Source organism: Tumebacillus lacus (assembly GCF_026410385.1).
Classification (GTDB): domain Bacteria; phylum Bacillota; class Bacilli; order Tumebacillales; family Tumebacillaceae; genus Tumebacillus; species Tumebacillus lacus.
The window spans coordinates 406,094-421,810 of record NZ_JAPMLT010000001.1; the positions used below are offsets into that span (position 1 = coordinate 406,094).

At 59.3% G+C, this 15,717-nt stretch carries 14 protein-coding genes; 4 read left to right on the top strand and 10 right to left on the bottom strand.

Going from position 1 to position 15,717, the window contains the following annotated elements:
• Window positions 1-25 precede the first annotated feature (25 nt).
• From OS242_RS02140 to hutH, 5 genes are all read right to left on the bottom strand, one after another.
• Window positions 26-1,252 carry an MFS transporter gene (locus OS242_RS02140; protein ID WP_267150010.1) on the bottom strand — a complete coding sequence of 409 codons (1,227 nt, stop codon included), beginning with the start codon at window positions 1,250-1,252 and terminating at the stop codon, window positions 26-28.
• 78 nt (window positions 1,253-1,330) lie between these two features.
• Window positions 1,331-2,311 carry a formimidoylglutamase gene (gene hutG, locus OS242_RS02145; RefSeq protein ID WP_267150011.1) on the bottom strand — a complete coding sequence of 327 codons (981 nt, stop codon included), beginning with the start codon at window positions 2,309-2,311 and terminating at the stop codon, window positions 1,331-1,333.
• Window positions 2,311-3,588 (bottom strand): imidazolonepropionase, encoded by a 1,278-nt coding sequence (hutI, locus tag OS242_RS02150; protein ID WP_267150012.1) that lies wholly within the window; start codon window positions 3,586-3,588, stop codon window positions 2,311-2,313. The genes hutG and hutI overlap by 1 nt, the downstream gene beginning before the upstream one ends.
• A 4-nt stretch (window positions 3,589-3,592) precedes the next feature.
• On the bottom strand, window positions 3,593-5,275 hold the full coding sequence (gene hutU, locus OS242_RS02155; protein ID WP_267150013.1) for a urocanate hydratase: 1,683 nt from the start codon (window positions 5,273-5,275) through the stop codon (window positions 3,593-3,595).
• 36 nt (window positions 5,276-5,311) lie between these two features.
• A complete protein-coding gene (gene hutH, locus OS242_RS02160) occupies window positions 5,312-6,838 on the bottom strand; it encodes a histidine ammonia-lyase (RefSeq protein ID WP_267150014.1) in 1,527 nt (508 codons plus the stop codon).
• Between the two features lie 278 nt (window positions 6,839-7,116).
• Between hutH and OS242_RS02165 the strand changes: the two genes are divergently transcribed.
• Entirely contained in the window at window positions 7,117-7,641 is a 525-nt protein-coding gene (locus tag OS242_RS02165; RefSeq protein ID WP_267150015.1) for a type 1 glutamine amidotransferase domain-containing protein, read from the top strand.
• Window positions 7,642-7,654: 13 nt separating this feature from the next.
• Window positions 7,655-8,191 carry a hypothetical protein gene (locus OS242_RS02170; RefSeq protein WP_267150016.1) on the top strand — a complete coding sequence of 179 codons (537 nt, stop codon included), beginning with the start codon at window positions 7,655-7,657 and terminating at the stop codon, window positions 8,189-8,191.
• 324 nt (window positions 8,192-8,515) lie between these two features.
• Here OS242_RS02170 and OS242_RS02175 read toward each other — a convergent pair whose 3' ends face one another.
• Complete coding sequence (locus tag OS242_RS02175; protein ID WP_267150017.1) at window positions 8,516-9,763, bottom strand: aminopeptidase P N-terminal domain-containing protein; 1,248 nt, start codon at window positions 9,761-9,763, stop codon at window positions 8,516-8,518.
• A 90-nt stretch (window positions 9,764-9,853) separates the two neighbouring features.
• Window positions 9,854-10,780, bottom strand: a complete 927-nt coding sequence (locus OS242_RS02180; protein ID WP_267150018.1) for a phosphatase PAP2 family protein — start codon at window positions 10,778-10,780, stop codon at window positions 9,854-9,856.
• 143 nt (window positions 10,781-10,923) lie between these two features.
• Between OS242_RS02180 and OS242_RS02185 the strand changes: the two genes are divergently transcribed.
• A complete protein-coding gene (locus tag OS242_RS02185; RefSeq protein ID WP_267150019.1) occupies window positions 10,924-11,157 on the top strand; it encodes a glutaredoxin family protein in 234 nt (77 codons plus the stop codon).
• A 34-nt stretch (window positions 11,158-11,191) separates the two neighbouring features.
• Here OS242_RS02185 and kynU read toward each other — a convergent pair whose 3' ends face one another.
• Together kynU and OS242_RS02195 are read right to left on the bottom strand one after the other, a co-directional pair.
• The gene (kynU, locus tag OS242_RS02190) at window positions 11,192-12,466 is read right to left on the bottom strand and encodes a kynureninase (protein ID WP_267150020.1); all 1,275 of its coding nucleotides are present in this window, start codon (window positions 12,464-12,466) and stop codon (window positions 11,192-11,194) included.
• A 21-nt stretch (window positions 12,467-12,487) separates the two neighbouring features.
• Window positions 12,488-13,717, bottom strand: a complete 1,230-nt coding sequence (locus tag OS242_RS02195) for a glycosyltransferase (RefSeq protein WP_267150412.1) — start codon at window positions 13,715-13,717, stop codon at window positions 12,488-12,490.
• Between the two features lie 233 nt (window positions 13,718-13,950).
• On the opposite strand from OS242_RS02195, the gene OS242_RS02200 reads away from it, so the two are divergent.
• Window positions 13,951-14,607 carry a hypothetical protein gene (locus OS242_RS02200; RefSeq protein ID WP_267150021.1) on the top strand — a complete coding sequence of 219 codons (657 nt, stop codon included), beginning with the start codon at window positions 13,951-13,953 and terminating at the stop codon, window positions 14,605-14,607.
• 59 nt (window positions 14,608-14,666) lie between these two features.
• Here the strand turns inward: OS242_RS02200 and OS242_RS02205 are convergent, their stop codons facing one another.
• On the bottom strand, window positions 14,667-15,509 hold the full coding sequence (locus OS242_RS02205; RefSeq protein ID WP_267150022.1) for an MBL fold metallo-hydrolase: 843 nt from the start codon (window positions 15,507-15,509) through the stop codon (window positions 14,667-14,669).
• Window positions 15,510-15,717: the final 208 nt, after the last annotated feature.

A 15,717-nucleotide genomic window follows, 5' to 3' on the forward strand; every position in this document is an offset into this window, starting at 1 on the left:
TATGCGAGGGGGCGTCTTTGCATGTTTAATTTGCCGGAGCTTGCTCGGTCAGTTTGTGTTTGAGCAGCGGCAGGATGAACATCATGCCGACGAAGAACAGGGCGCCGGCGATGATGTAGACGGTCATCAGCGAGCTCATCTCTTTCAAGGTGCCCGAGAGACTCATCAGCACAACCATCATCCCCATGAACAACGGGTTGAGGATGCCGTTGACGCGACCGATAAACGCTTCCTCGGTCGACTGAAGCATGATCGTGTTGATTCCGATCTGGATCATCGGCATAAACAGCGACGAGAGGAATTGAACGGCGAGCGTCAGCGCCCAGATCTCAGACCAGCCGGTGATCACCATTGCGATGGCGGAGACCAGCATGCCGACGAAGAGCATGCGCGCCGGTGCGATCTTTTTGGCCAGGCCCATCGCCAATCCGCCGCCGACCAGCATGCCGGCACCGGTGCAGACCATGAACCATTGCAGAAACTCTTTGGGCATGCCGAGCCGTTCGACGACGATGAACACGCCGAGCGGCTGAATCAGACCGACGGCCGCACCGGCTGCCATGAAGCAGCCACCGAGCGATTTGAGGATCGGACGGCTGAGCACGTACTGGATGCCCTCTTTCATCTCTTGCTTGAGCGACGTTTGCTCCGCTTTCTCCTCTTCCGGGCGGTCTGCCGGGAGATAGGTCAGGACGGCGGCCGAGAGCAGGAAGGCGATCCCCATCACCGCGATGGAGACGTCGATGCCGTAGCGCTGATAGACGAACGTACCGATCACAGGACCTGCGATCAGGAAGAGAGCGATCAGCGACTGGAACAGGCCCATGCCCATCTGCAGTTGCTCGGCGGGCACATGCTGTTTGAACAATTTCATCGCGGACGGCTGCGAGAATTGCGAAAGGATCGCCGAGACGAGTGTCGCGAAGAAGATCGCTTGCCAGATCCCGGAGACCAACGCCCCCAGCACGACGAAAACGGAGACGGCACTGAGCAGTTCGCTCGCGATCATCGTGCGCTTGGGACGCCAGCGGTCGGCAAACGCACCGCCGATAAAGGAGAACAGGAAGATCGGCACAAACTCCGCGACGTAGATCAACGAGACGGACATCGGGTCGTTGCCGGTCTTCTCCATCACATACAACAGGATGGCAAAATTGCGTACCCAAACCCCGATCTGTACAAACAGCGTCGAGAGGATGATCGCTTGGACGAATCGATTGCGAAAGAAACTAGACATGGTGGACACGTGCATTTCCACACCCTTTCTCTGGTGTATCTCGATCATACCTGTTTCGATACGTTTGTGTCGAGGTGTGGAAGGAATTTTTTGTTAAATTTTCGCACGTTCCGCCACGCCGGCGAAGAAAGTCAGCATAAATTGCACGGCGAGGCGCGATGTGACGTTGCGAATGTCGACCGTCGGGTCGATGCAGACAAAGTCCAGCCCTTGTACCTGCGGCAACGTGCCCAGCCGGTACAGCGCATCGAGCGCATCCCACGGGTGCATCCCACCTGTGCCGATCGCCGGGCATCCCGGTGCATACGCTTGGTCGATCACGTCGACGTCAAAGGAGACGTACAGAACATCCGTTCCCTGCCCCGCAATTTCGAGCGCTTGATCGATGATTTTCTCGATGCCTTGGCGATAGACATCGCGGGAGGAAAAGACGGTGACTCCGTGACTGGTCACGTAGTCGTGGTACGGCTTCGAGTTCATGAAGCCGCGGATCCCGATCTGGACGATGTTGCGCCCGTCGACCACCCCCGACTCCAGGATGCCGCGGAACGGGGTGCCGTTGGTCACGCCGCCGTCGGTGAAGTTGCGAACGTCGTGGTGCGCGTCAAAGTGAATGATGCCGACTTTTTTGCCCGGATGGCGGTCGGCAAACGCCTTGACAGCCGGGCAGGTGATCGAGTGGTCGCCGCCTATCAGCACCGGGATCAGTGCCGGGTGGGCTTGGAACAAGGCCCGCAAACTGTCTTCGATGCGACGGTGGTTGCCCATCAGATCGGTCGCGTGCATAGCGATGTCACCGAGATCGCGCACAGCGAGATCTTGCAGGTCGACACCGTACTCCATGCTGTAGGTGGTGAACGACTTGAACGCGGTGCGGACGGCTGCCGGGGTGGTCGACGCTCCGGAGTGCGAGATCGACGTTTTCGAGAGCGGTACGCCAATTACGCCGGCCAGCAGTTCCTCTTGACCGTCCCACGGGCGAATCCACTGGGCGACCTTGGTCTCCATGTGGTCGCGAAACGCCGCTTGGTCGACCGGTTTAAGGAATTGGTAGGTGTTCTCTTGCTCAGCCATCAGGAGATGTTCCCTCCCCAGACCGCGACGCGGCCGTTTTTGATCACGCCGAACGTGTGGTTGATGCCGAAATGGTACGGCAGGTAGGCAAGATTGGGCGCATCGAAGATCGCGAGGTCCGCCCGCTTGCCCGGCTCCAACGAGCCGATGTCAAAACCGCGCCCGAGCGCGTTCGCCGCGTTGATCGTGCAGGCGGTGAGGATCTCTTCCGGCGTCATTTTCAAGTTCAGCGAGGCGAGCATGATGATCAGTTGGATCGACTCGGTCGGGCAGGAGCCGGGGTTATAGTCGGTGGACAGGGCGACCGGTAGTTCGTAGCGGTCGATCATGTCCCGTGCCCGCGCATGGGTGGACAGGCCGAGGTTGAACGATGTGCCCGGCAACAGGACCGGGATGACACCGTTGTCTGCCAGTTCCTTCAACCCCTCATCGGTGGCGGCCAGCAAGTGTTCGGCGGAGATCGCCCCCACTTCCCCGGCCAACTCCGCCCCGCCGAGCGGTTCGATCTCGTCGGCGTGCAGTTTCGGGATCAGGCCGTTGCGCTTGCCTTCCAGCAGGATACGGCGGGACTGCTCGACTGAAAACACGCCGTGTTCGCAGAAGACATCGCAGAATTCGGCCAACTGTTCTTCTGCCACACGCGGCAGCATTTCCTCCACGACGAGGTCGACGTATTCATCGGTGCGCCCTTTGTACTCCGGCGGTACCGCATGCGCGCCCATGAACGTCGAGACGACGTCGACCGGATGGGTGTCGTGCAGCTGTTTGGCGACGCGCAGTTGTTTGAGCTCGTCACCCGTGGTCAGGCCGTAGCCGCTTTTCGCTTCGACGGTGGTCACGCCTTGGCGCAGCATCTCGTCGAGGCTTTTCCGTGCCTTGGCGTACAGGTCGTCCTCGCTGGCCGCTCGGGTCGATTTGACCGTGGAGAGAATGCCGCCTCCTTGGGCGAGGATCTCCAGATACGGCACGCCGGAGCGCTTCAGAGCCAGTTCGTTCTCACGAGTGCCGCCGTGGACGAGGTGGGTGTGCGGGTCGACGAGGCCGGGCACCACAAGGCGGCCGCCGACGTCAAGCGTTTCGACGACCTGCGCGTCGCCGATCTCGGCGCGCACGTCCGCCTCCGTACCGACACTGACGATGCGGTCGCCTGCGATGGCGACGGCCGCGCCTTCGATCTCGCGGACGTCACGCATTTGAGCGCCAAAGCGCGGGGAGTTCCCGGGCGGTGTCACCAGCCGCCCGATCCCCGTCACCAGCAGGTCGATTTTTTCAGCCATTCCCTCACTCCCCTTCGCGCATCGGGATGCGGATGCCGTGTTTTTCTGCCGTCTCGATCGCTTCGTCATAGCCTGCGTCGACGTGGCGGATGACGCCCATGCCCGGGTCGGAGGTCAGCACCGCTTCCAGACGCTCCGCTGCCGCATCGGTGCCGTCCGCGACGACGACCATGCCCGCATGCAGCGAGTAGCCCATGCCGACGCCGCCGCCGTGGTGAACGGACACCCACGATGCGCCTGCCGAGGTGTTGATCAGGGCGTTGAGGATCGCCCAGTCGCCGACAGCGTCCGAGCCGTCTTTCATCGCTTCGGTCTCGCGGTTCGGCGACGCGACGGAGCCGCAGTCGAGATGGTCGCGGCCGATGACGATCGGCGCTTTCAGCTCGCCGGTGCGGACCATTTCGTTGATGGCGAGGCCGAGCTTGGCACGGTCGCCGTAGCCGAGCCAGCAGATGCGCGCCGGCAGTCCTTGGAACGCCACGCGGTCGCCCGCCATCGTGATCCAGCGGCGAAGGTGTTCATTTTCCGGGAACAGTTTGAGCACCAGTTCGTCCGTTTTGCGGATGTCTTCCGGGTCGCCGGACAGTGCCGCCCAGCGGAACGGGCCTTTGCCTTCGCAGAACAGCGGACGGATGTAGGCCGGAACGAAGCCCGGGAAGTTGAACGCGTCCTTCACGCCTTCGTCGAGCGCGACTTGGCGAATGTTGTTGCCGTAGTCGAACACCACAGAGCCCATTTTTTGCAGGTCGAGCATCGCTTGGACGTGTGCGGCCATGCTCTGTTTCGACAGGGTGACATAGCGCTCCGGGTCTTCGGTGCGCAGTTTCGCCGCTTCTTCCAGCGAGTAGCCGGCCGGGATGTAGCCGACGAGCGGGTCATGCGCCGAGGTCTGATCGGTCACGTAGTCCGGCTTGATGCCGCGCTTGACAAACTCCGGGAAGATCTCCGCCGCATTGCCGAGCAGACCGATGGACAGCGCGCGGCCCTCCGCTTTTGCTTCTTCAGCGATGCGCAGCGCGTCGTCGAGCGTCTCCGCCATTGTGTCGAGGTAGCGGTGTTCGATGCGGCGTTCGATGCGGGTGCGGTCGACCTCGACGCAGATCACAACGCCGTCGTTCATCGTGACGGCCAGCGGTTGCGCGCCGCCCATGCCGCCAAGGCCAGCGGTCAAGGTCAGGGTGCCTTTCATCGTGCCGTTCGAATGCTGGCGAGCCGCTTCCGCAAACGTTTCATACGTGCCCTGCAGGATGCCTTGCGTGCCGATGTAGATCCAGGAGCCGGCCGTCATCTGGCCGTACATCATCAGACCTTTTTGCTCCAGCTCGCGGAAATGCTCCCAGTTAGCCCACGCCGGGACGAGTACGGAGTTGGAGAGCAGGACGCGCGGTGCGCGGCTGTGCGTTTTGAAGACGCCGACCGGCTTGCCGGACTGCACCAGCAAGGTCTCGTCATCGCCGAGGCGTTGCAGCTCGCGGACGATGGCGTCGTAGGACGCCCAGTTGCGCGCCGCTTTGCCGATGCCGCCGTAGACGACGAGATCTTCCGGGCGTTCGGCGACTTCCGGGTCGAGGTTGTTCATCAGCATGCGCATCGCCGCTTCCTGTACCCAACCTTTGCAGGACAGTTCCGTGCCGCGCGGGGCACCATAGGTTTTTCTTTTTTCGGTCGTGTTGGTGTTGGTGGTCATATCAGTTCATCCTCCTAGAAGTTAGTTAGAAAGGTATTAGAAAAGAGTGCCTGTCACTTGCTCAACTGCGTCCACCCAGTCACCGGACAGCAGTCGCTCTGCCACGTGTTCGATCTCTGCGCTTGTGGAGCGGTCTTCCAGCACCGGCGGCACCACGGCGCGCAGATGGTCGTACAGGACGCGAGTGGCCGGAGCCAATTGGTCTGCCCCGACAAACTCGGCCGCCTCGGCTGCGCAGATCAACTCGATGGCGAGCACTTTTGCCGCGTTGTGGACCACTTGCGCCGCATGGCGCGCTGCGGTGGTGCCCATCGAGACATGGTCCTCTTGGTTAGCCGAGGACGGGATCGAGTCAACGCTGGCCGGGTGAGCAAGCACTTTGTTTTCCGACACCAGCGAGGCGGAGACGTACTGCAAGATCATCATGCCGGATGCGAGGCCCGGCTGATGGCTCAGGAAAGCCGGGAGACCGGACAGCGCCGGGTTGACGAGTCGTTCGGTGCGGCGTTCCGAGATGTTGGCGAGCTCGCTCATGCCGATCTTGAGGAAGTCCATCGCGAACGCCATCGGTTGCCCGTGGAAGTTGCCGCCGGAGATGACTTTGCCCTCTTCGAGGAAGATCAGCGGGTTGTCGGTGGCGGAGTTGATCTCGATGCTCACTTTATCGGCGGTGTAGGCGAGCGACTGGCGCGTCGCCCCATGCACCTGCGGCAGGCAGCGCAGCGAGTAAGCATCTTGCACGCGCAGTTCGCCTTGCTCGGTCGTGAGCCCGCTGCCGGCGAGCAGGGTGCGCAAGTTTTTCGCGACGCCGATCTGCTCCGGGTACGGGCGGACGCGATGCACTTCCTCGGCAAACGCCTCCGGGATGCCGCGCAAGCACTCGGTCGTCAGGGCGGCGATCATGTCGGCCGCCTTGGCGAGACGCTGCGCTTGCACCAGCGTCAAGGTGCCGATGGAGGTCATCGCTTGCGTGCCGTTGATCAGGGCGAGGCCCTCTTTGGCTTGCAGTTGGATCGGGAACAGGCCCGCACGGCTGAGCGCGTCGGTTGCGGTGAGACGCTCGCCTTCATAATACGCCTCCCCTTCCCCGATCAGCAGCAGAGCCAGATGGGACAACGGCGCCAGATCGCCGCTCGCTCCGAGCGACCCCTGCTCCGGTACCACCGGATGCACGCCGGCGTTGAGACAGTCGACGAGCAGTTGCAACGTCTCCGGGCGGATGCCGGAGTACCCTTTTGCCAGCGCGTTGGCCCGCAGCATCATCAGAGCGCGGACGGTCGGGATCGGCAGCGGTTGACCGACAGCGCAGGCGTGGCTTCTGATCAAGTTGGTCTGGAGTTGCGCTGCATCCTCCTTCGAGATGTGCACGTCGCTGAATTTGCCAAAGCCGGTCGTGATACCATAGACGACCTGCCCGGTGTCCACCAACTCCTCCACTCGGCTGCGGCATGCGGCCACACGCTCCATCGTCGTTTCATCCAGCGCCACCGGCACGCGGTCAAACGCGACCTGTGCCACCTTCTCTGCGGTCACGCTCTCTCCATCAAGAAAAATCTGATTCATGTCAACGTTCTCCTTTCTTGCTTTAGCTAAAGAAAGGGACCGGGCGGAAGCATCTGCTTCCACTCGGTCCCTTTTTTCCAAAGCGACGTCGTATTCGATTGTCTGACCTGGTCCTGCCGTATGGTCTCTCATCGCGACTCACTCACAATTCTTTAAAATTTGGATGTATTCTATGTTATTCTCACATGCCTTGGATGGTACGTCAAGGGGGCAATCAGTTTCAGTCGCCGAACAATTGTGTTACGATGGCAGAAAGACCCATTCTGAGGAGGTTCCATATGAGACTGTCTGGCAAAAAAGTGATTCAGCTCGTCGAGCACGAGTTTGAAGACCTCGAACTGTGGTATCCGGTGCTCCGGCTGCGTGAAGAAGGGGTGACGGTCCATATCGTCGGCCCGAAGGCGGGCGAAACGTATACGGGCAAATACGGCGTTCCGGTCACATCCGACTATGCGTTTGAAGACATCGACGCATCCGACTACGACGGCATCCTCGTGCCAGGCGGTTGGTCGCCGGATAAGTTGCGCCGCTATGCGGGCGTGATCCAGTTGGTGAAAGACATGCATGAGACGAAAAAGCCGATCGGCCAGATCTGTCACGCAGGATGGGTGCTGATCTCCGCAAAGATCCTGCAAGGCGTGAAAGTGACCTCTACGCCCGGCATCCGCGACGATATGGAAAATGCGGGTGCGATCTGGATCGATGAGCAGGTCGTTGTCGATGGCCACTTTATCTCATCTCGCCGTCCGCCGGATCTGCCGCCCTATGCGAAGGCGTATGCAGATGCGTTGGCGGAAGCATAAGGCGGTGACGGACATGCTGCAGTGGATCTTGTTGGCGGCGATGGCTTTGACCGGCGCGGCAGGTTGCGCCACCGACGCAGGTCAAGCACCGCCGCCCGCCTCGGCTCCTCAACATGTGGAAGACTCGAACGGTGCGCGTTTTAAAGTGACCATGAACGGTCAGGAGTTCACCAAGGAAGAGGAGATCCGCGTGGAAGTGGAGATTCTCAATGTGACACAACAGCCCATTGCGTACAACGGGCTGAACGGCTGCGACGACGGGATCCGCGTGTACGTCTCGACCGACGGCATCAAGCAAAAATTCGTCGAGAAGCGTCCCGAAAACGCCGGCGAACCGAAAATCTGCCACCAAGCGATCACGAACAAACAGCTCGATCCGGGACAATCGGTGAAAAAATCGGTCACCCTGATGCCGGCAGTTGAAAAAACCTCCGGCGTGATCGAGCCTGTTCCACCCGGCCGCTACGAACTCCGGGCCGAACTGACCCGCATCCTCGAGAACGACGTAAAAATCGGTGTCAGCCTTCCGATCACGATCAAGGAAAAATAAAAGGAGCCTCGCAGGGTGAAAATGACCTTTCGTCTCCTCATAACCCCGTTTCTGCACATGAAAAGGAGCCTTGACTGGCTCCTTTTTGCGTGAATAAGACCTTTCATCTCCTCATTCCCCGTTTCAGGACATGAAAAGGAGCCTTGACTGGCTCCTTTTTGCGTGAATAAGACCTTTCATCTCCTCATTCCCCGTTTCAGGACATGAAAAGGAGCCTTGACTGGCTCCTTTTTGCGTGAAAATGACCATTCGTCTCCTCAATTGCCCCGTTTCAGGACATGAAAAGGAGCCTTTTTCAAGGCTCCTCTCTTTATCACAATTTCCTTACTTCCGATTGGCCATGAACGCTTCGATCTCGTCGACGGTTTTCAGGATCTGCTTCGACAGCACCTCATGCCCCTCTTCCGTGATCAGCACGTCGTCTTCGATACGGATGCCGATCGCTTCTTCGGCGATGTAGAGGCCCGGTTCGACGGTGAGGACCATTCCCGGCTCCAGTACGGCGTCGCGGTAGGCACCGACGTCGTGGGTGTCGAGACCGAGATAGTGGGAGACGCCGTGGTAGTAGTACTTGGTCAGTTCCTCCTCTTTCTCGATCAGCCCGATGCGGATCAGTTCCTCCGACAGCACCGCTTTGCAGATCTTGTTCAACTCCGCTACCGGCAGACCCGGCTTCATCGCAGCGATGACCGTCTCTTCCGCCTTGAGGACAATGTTGTAGATCTCCTTCTGACGCTCCGTAAATTTCCCGCTCACCGGGAACGTACGCGAGATGTCCGCGCTGTAGTGCCCGTAAGAAGCCCCGAGGTCGAGCAACACCAGATCGTTGTCGCCCACCACCGCGTCGTTGCTCTCATAATGCAGCACCGTCGCATTGGCACCCGACGCCAGGATCGTGCCGAACGCCCGGTCGCGCACGCCGTTGGAACGCAGCGTGAAGTCGAAATACGCCTCCAGTTGATACTCCCGCATCCCCGGCTTCGCATGGGCGATCACATGGCGGATGCCTTCATCCGTGATCTCAATCGCCCGCTTCAACATCGCCACTTCCTCCGCCGATTTGGTACGGCGCAGGTGCGCGATCTCGTGGTACAGATTTGCGATGTTCAAGAACGGATATTTCTCCAGCGACTCGCGCGCAAACTCCTGCTCATGCGTGTACGGCAGGTCCCACGCGTCGCGCTCCAAATCGAGGTACAGATTTTGATAATCATCCATCAACCGACGGCGGAACTGGTCCAAAAACTGGTCGAGGAACATCACGTTTTCCACGCCCGTGATCTCCTTCGCCTCCTCCTCCGTCATCACTTTTCCTTCCCACTTTTCCTTCACCGGATCGGGACGCTCGATAAACAGCGTCTCGTGCACCTCATCGCCCCATTTGGTGAGCAGCAAAGTCGCGTGCGGCTTTTCAAACCCGGTCAGGTAGTAAAAGTTGCGGTTTGGCGTAAAGTCATAGATCTGGTCGCCCGTCTTTTTCGGTGCGCGTCCTGCAAACAACACCGTGAGGGAACGATCCGCCAGCTTTCCGTGCAGTTTCTTGCGGTTGTTTTCAAAAAACTCTCTATTCATCGATCTCACTCTCCTAAAGAATGCCCTATGTATGCCCTTCCTTGCCTCTATCATACCATACGAAAAAAAGCCGGGAACCAGTCCCCGGCTTTATTTCTCTTCTTCCTTTGTCGCTGCCATCTGCAGGTTTGCAGGCTGACCGCTCAGCTTGTTTGCCATCGCTTCGAAACGAGTAGCAAACTTCTCAAAGAACTTCGCCTTCACGATCAAATCGGCCAGTTTGACACAACCGTATGCAAACGCCATGCCGCCCAACACGTCGATGACCCAGTGGATCTTCAGGTACATCGTCGAGAGGATGATCGAACCGCAGTAGATCCCGATCAACCAGCGGAACCAACGGCTCTTTTCGCGCATCGCCAGCACGATGGCCGCAAACGCAATCGACGTGTGCATCGACGGGAAGCAGTTCCACGCCGTTGTATACTGCTCCGCCGGCGTCAGGTCACGGGCGAGCATATCCGGCACGCCTTGCACGTACCAGATCTCTTGGAGCAGGATCGTGTTGTAGAACGGCAGGATCAGCGGCACTTGCAACAGATAGCCGCCGAGCGAGTACAGAGCCAGTTTCTTCACGTCTTTCGTAAAGAACGCGCGAATGACACAGATCCAGTAGGACAAAGTAAAACCGTTCAAATACACCCACTGCATGTAGCCGGTCAGCCAATCCGGTTGCCACACGCGCAGCCAAGCCGCGTCGTTGAACGGGATCGAGTTGAACAGCTCGTTCCATTGGAAATAGTGCTTGATGTTGTCGGTCTGCCAACCGACGACGGTGCTCCACAGCGGACCTGCGTATTTATAGATCATGTAGAACACGAGCAATGTGACAAAACCGACCGGCATAAACCGCGCCCAGGAGATGTCTTTCGAATCTTTGCGCACGCCGATCAGCGCAAGGGCCAGAACGACCAGAGAAGCCCAACCCCAGCTCTGGACTTGGAAGATGCCGAGCATGACAACAGCCGTTGCGAGGATCAGCAGCGGCGTGGAAAATTTGCGAAGTGTTAGAGCCATTCTATCTCTCCTCTCAAACCATGACACACATCTTGAGATTATATCACCTTTTCTCGTGCTGTTGTAGAACTGTTTGCCTTCTTACAGAAACTGAGTGCCTTCCTCTGCTACTCTAAGAGCAGATACCAAAAGGAGTGAGTCTCATGGAGAAAAAAGTCATCCTCTATTCGCAACCGACCTGCCCTCCGTGCTTCCAAGCAAAAGCATGGCTGGCAGATGAAGAGATCCCGTTCGAAGTCCGCGACATCCGCGAGAAGCGGGAATACCTTGAAGAACTGGTCAACCTCGGTGCCAACGCGACCCCGGCTTTTGTCATTGGCGATGAAGTCGTGCTCGGTTTTAACAAAGACAAGATCCGCGCCGCACTGGCGAAATAAAGAAAGAGCCTCGACAGCCGAGGCTCTTTCTTTATTAGGCGACCACTTCGCGGTCTTTCGGGAACTTTTCGTATTCCTTGTTGTCGATGATCTGCTTGAGTGCCTCGACCGTCTGCCAGACTTCTTCGAACGTGTTGTACAGCGCGACCGGCGCCAGTCGGATCACGTTCGGGAAGCGGAAGTCCGGGATGATCCCGTGCCCTTTCAACGCTTTGCAGATGCGGATCGCTTCCTCATGCTCCAGCGCGACATGTCCGCCACGGCGGTCGGCTTCCCGCGGGTTGCCGATCGAATAGCCGTAAGACTCCGGGAGCGCGTCGATCAACTCCATCAGATAGTCGGTCATCCGCAGCGACTTCGCCCGCAGACGGTCGATGCCCGCCTCTTGGAAGATCTTCAGCGAGCCGAGCAGCGGGGCGGACGAGAGCAGGTGCGTCGTGCCGATCTGCCATGCGCCGGCCGACTCTGCGCCTTCAAAGTCGTACACCATGTCAAACTGCCGATCCTTGCGATACCCGAACCAGCCGGACAGGCCCGGACGGGTGCCGAAGTGCTTTTCGTTCACATAGAGCCCGGCCGTCGCGCCCGGGCCGCCGTTGAGGTACTTGTAGTTGCACCACATCGCAAAATCGACGCCCCACTCTGACAGGCGGTGCGGCACCGCGCCGACCGAGTGACAGCCGTCAAAGCCGATCAGAATGCCTCGTGCATGCGCTTCACGGGTCAGGCGCTCGACGTCGAGCAGTTGCCCGGAGCGGTACAGCACGACCGGGAGGAACACCAGCGCGATCTCGTCGGTCATCGCTGCGATCAGATCGTCCTCACTGATCGTGCGGCCGTCACGGCTCTTCACGACAACGAGGTGCTCAGCGGGGTCGAGCCCTTTGAGCAGCAGTTGGCTTTGCAGCGCGTAGTGGTCGGACGGGAAGTTCAGATCATCGGTCAAAATCTTCGTCCGCTTGCCCTCCGGTTGGAAAAACGTCGCGACGAGGTTATGCAGATTGATCGTGTTCGAACCGGCGACGACCAGCTCCTCCGGTTTGGCCCCGACGAGATCGGTCTGCATCCGGCCCAGTTCCTCCGCCAGATAAAACCACGGCGGATTGCCGCCCATCCAGCCTTCGATGCCGAGCGTCTTCCAATCGTTGAGCGCGTTCAATGCCGCTGCCTCCGCGTCGCGGGACATCAGGCCCAGCGAGTTGCCATCCATATAGATCGTGCCCGGCTGCAGATAAAAACGCTCGCGAAAACCGGCGAGCTCATCCCCTTTGTCGAGCGAACGGGCATATTCCAACGTTTGATCCTGCATCTGTGAGTCCTCCCTGCGTTTTTAGTTGCGTTTTTTGTTCCCAAGCTTTTCAAACAGACCGGCCAGCTCCCCGACCACCGTCTCGGAGCGGTAGCGGTCGACCAACTCCAGATGGCGTGCGCGCTCCTGATATTCCGTCAACTCGCCGAGATAGCGTTCCAAAGCGAGGGAGATGCCCGCCACGTCGTCCGGGTGATGGACGTTCCACCCGCACTCGGCGATCAGGCGGCCGGCCGTGCCTTTCGTCGACGTGATGCCGAGGATCGGACGGCGGGCGCCAAAATAGTCGATCAGCTTCGACGACAGAAACAGATTGACATCGCTCGGCGCATCGACGAGCAACAGCAGGTCAGCCTGCGCCATCCGCACAAGCGAGGTGCGGTACGGCACCTGCCCGACGCGGTTGACACGCATCCCCAGTCGCTTTTCCGCGTCTTCGAGCTGCCCGTGGAACGTGCGCTCCACGTTGCCGATCACATCGAGCTGCAGCCGCTCGACGAGATCCGGCCGCCGCTCGCGCAGCTCGGTCAGTGCTTTCAACAGCGGCTCCGGGGAGCGCAGGCCGTAGAAATCGCCGATGTACGCGAGACTGATCTTGCTCTCGTCCTGTTTCTCCGGCTGACCTTCCCCGTACAACGCTTGGTCAAAATGATGCGGCAGAACGGTTGAACGCTGCTTGACCTTCAACTTTGGGTAGACCGAGGCATAGAGGTCGCGCATCTCCACCGTCGGGAAGATCAAGTGGTCCGCCAGTTCGATCACCTCCGACTCGTACCGCTCGATCACCGCTTTGCGACGACCGTGGTACGGATGGTACGGATTGTGCCCCCACGGGTCGCTGAACTGGGCGATCCACGGGATGCCGAGCTTTTTCTTGGCTGAAAGCGCGGCGATGTGACTCGCCCCCGGCTGTGACCGCGAGTAGATCACGTCGTAGGCGTCGGGCAGCCGTTCCACCGCCTGCAACGCCTTGCCGAGCCACAGAGGGTTGTCCACCATCGAGAAGCGGTTCATCACCTCGCGATAGATCTTGCGCAGGACGCGCGACTGCGGTTTGGGATTGCGGAAGCGGCGGACCTTCGTGCCTTCGCCCATCTCCTCGATGAGGTACGGGTCTTCTTTGAAATCAGAGTCACGGGAGACGGTCAACAGCTCGACGTCAAACGTTTGCGACAGAAATTTCAGCGTCTTCGCCACGAGGATCGACTCCGCGTTGAGCATCGGCGGTGCGTAGTAGGAGATCATCAGCATTTTCTTCAAGATGAGTTCCACCATTTCTATGTAAGGTTTTCATAAGTATTGTTATGTAACCACGTTACGAGTGGCATCGCACTTCCATCTTACCCTAACCTCCCCCGCCTGTCACGATTGCTCTTCTGCATGTCCTTCCTCCCGCATATGAGTGGTACAGGAGGTGACAGGCCCTGACAAAAAACAAACGCAACGAACGCCGGCCGCCGTTTCTGCTCTACGGTCTGATCGTGTTGATCGCCTCACTCTTCCTTCCCTCTTCGGCGATGGCGCACAAACCGCTCTTTGTCGAGGAGCAGCCCTCCGGCTTTGAGCAGGCGTTTCGCATCCCGGATGCGAACGTGTCCTACGCGACGTACAGCGATCTGGCAGCGGCGGGAGAAGTCGATCTCTTTGCCCTGACCTTGACAGAAGAAACACCCTTTTACGCCCGCATCTCGGTGCCAAAACGGGAGGGCCATGCCGACTTCGCCCCCGCCTTGGTCCTGATCGGCCCCGGCCTGCCGACGAGCAACACGCCGCCAAACTTTCCGATTGAGCTGAGCCGCGAACAAGGACGCGCGATTTTTCTCCCGGAAGGCGAAGCGGATGAATTTTTCGAACCCTTCACCCAGACCACCCTTTTTCAACGACAATGGATCTCCCGCACGCTCGCACCCGGCACCTACTATCTGGCCGTCTACGATCCGGCGGGAAAAACGGGAAAATACGTCCTCGCCACCGGCGAAAAAGAAGCGTTCCGCCTCACCGACTGGCTGACCTTTCCCGCCACGTGGTGGAAAGTCCGCATGTGGTACGACCCGGTGCAGACCTGGCTCCTGCTCGGCGGCGCGGCCGCAGCCGTCGCAGGGATCACGTATTTGATCCGCATGCGGCGCGATGACGAGTGAAAAAAGGTTGCATCCTCCTCGGAGAGATGCAACCTTTTTTCTGGTTAAGGATCTCTGTGTTAGAACCGGTTCTTTAACTCATTCTGCGGTCGGCTCGTCAACGCCGCGATGTAGCGGTCCGCCGAGCGGATCACCGCCTGCCGCGCATCCGTTTCCACCACCGAATGCGGCCACGCGCCGTACAGCCGGTCAAACTCATACGCCTGCACGAGATCGCGAATGCGCTCCACTTCGAAGGCGGGCAGCGGGATCAGATTGGGGTAGCTGTACATGAAGCTCACCCATTTACGGTCGGCCACGACGTAGATCGTGTCGCCTGTGAGCAGGACGCCTTTCCCCGCCTGCCCTTGCTGCCAGTGCAACACCGCACTCCCGGTGAAGTGCCCGCCCACGCGCAGCATCGTTACACCCGCTGCCAACTCCAACGCGTCCCCCGACCAGAACGTGATCCGCTCGCTCGGGCGCATCACCCACTCCTTCGAATCCTCGTGGAGCACGATCTGCGCATCAAACGCCTCTGCCCACTCCACCATCGCCGAGTAATAATGCGGATGTGAAATGGCGATATAGCGAATCCCGCCCAGTTGACGGATCGCCTCGACTGTGGCATCATCCAAATACGTTACGCAATCCCACAGCACATTGCCCGCATCGGACTGCACAAGCAAGGCCCGCTGCCCGATAGCCACGCGCGGCTCCGTCTGCACGGAGTACAGGCCTGGCTCGACTTCGATCACCCGATTCACCCGCTCCGTTTCTCGCAACGCCTCCAGCGTCGTCCACGCCTGACCCTCGCGGCGCACATACTGCCGCTCATCCTCGCAGACCGGACACGACACCGGCGGCGACGCGATCGTTCCTTCGTACTGCACCCCGCACGCTACACAGATCGGCAAACTCAAAACTCTCTCCTCCTTCTCTCCTCCCTATTTTACAAGATTTACCTCACCCAAAAACAGTCCTCCGGTCGCTTTTCAAATAAAAATCCTTGAAACTGGCACATTTTTAACTCATGTCGGTCCGTCCGCTCCAAATAGCGCACCCGTGCGCACTGGATCAAGATCCGCCCCCCATCCCACTTTGGTTCAAAGATGCAGTCCTCATCATCGA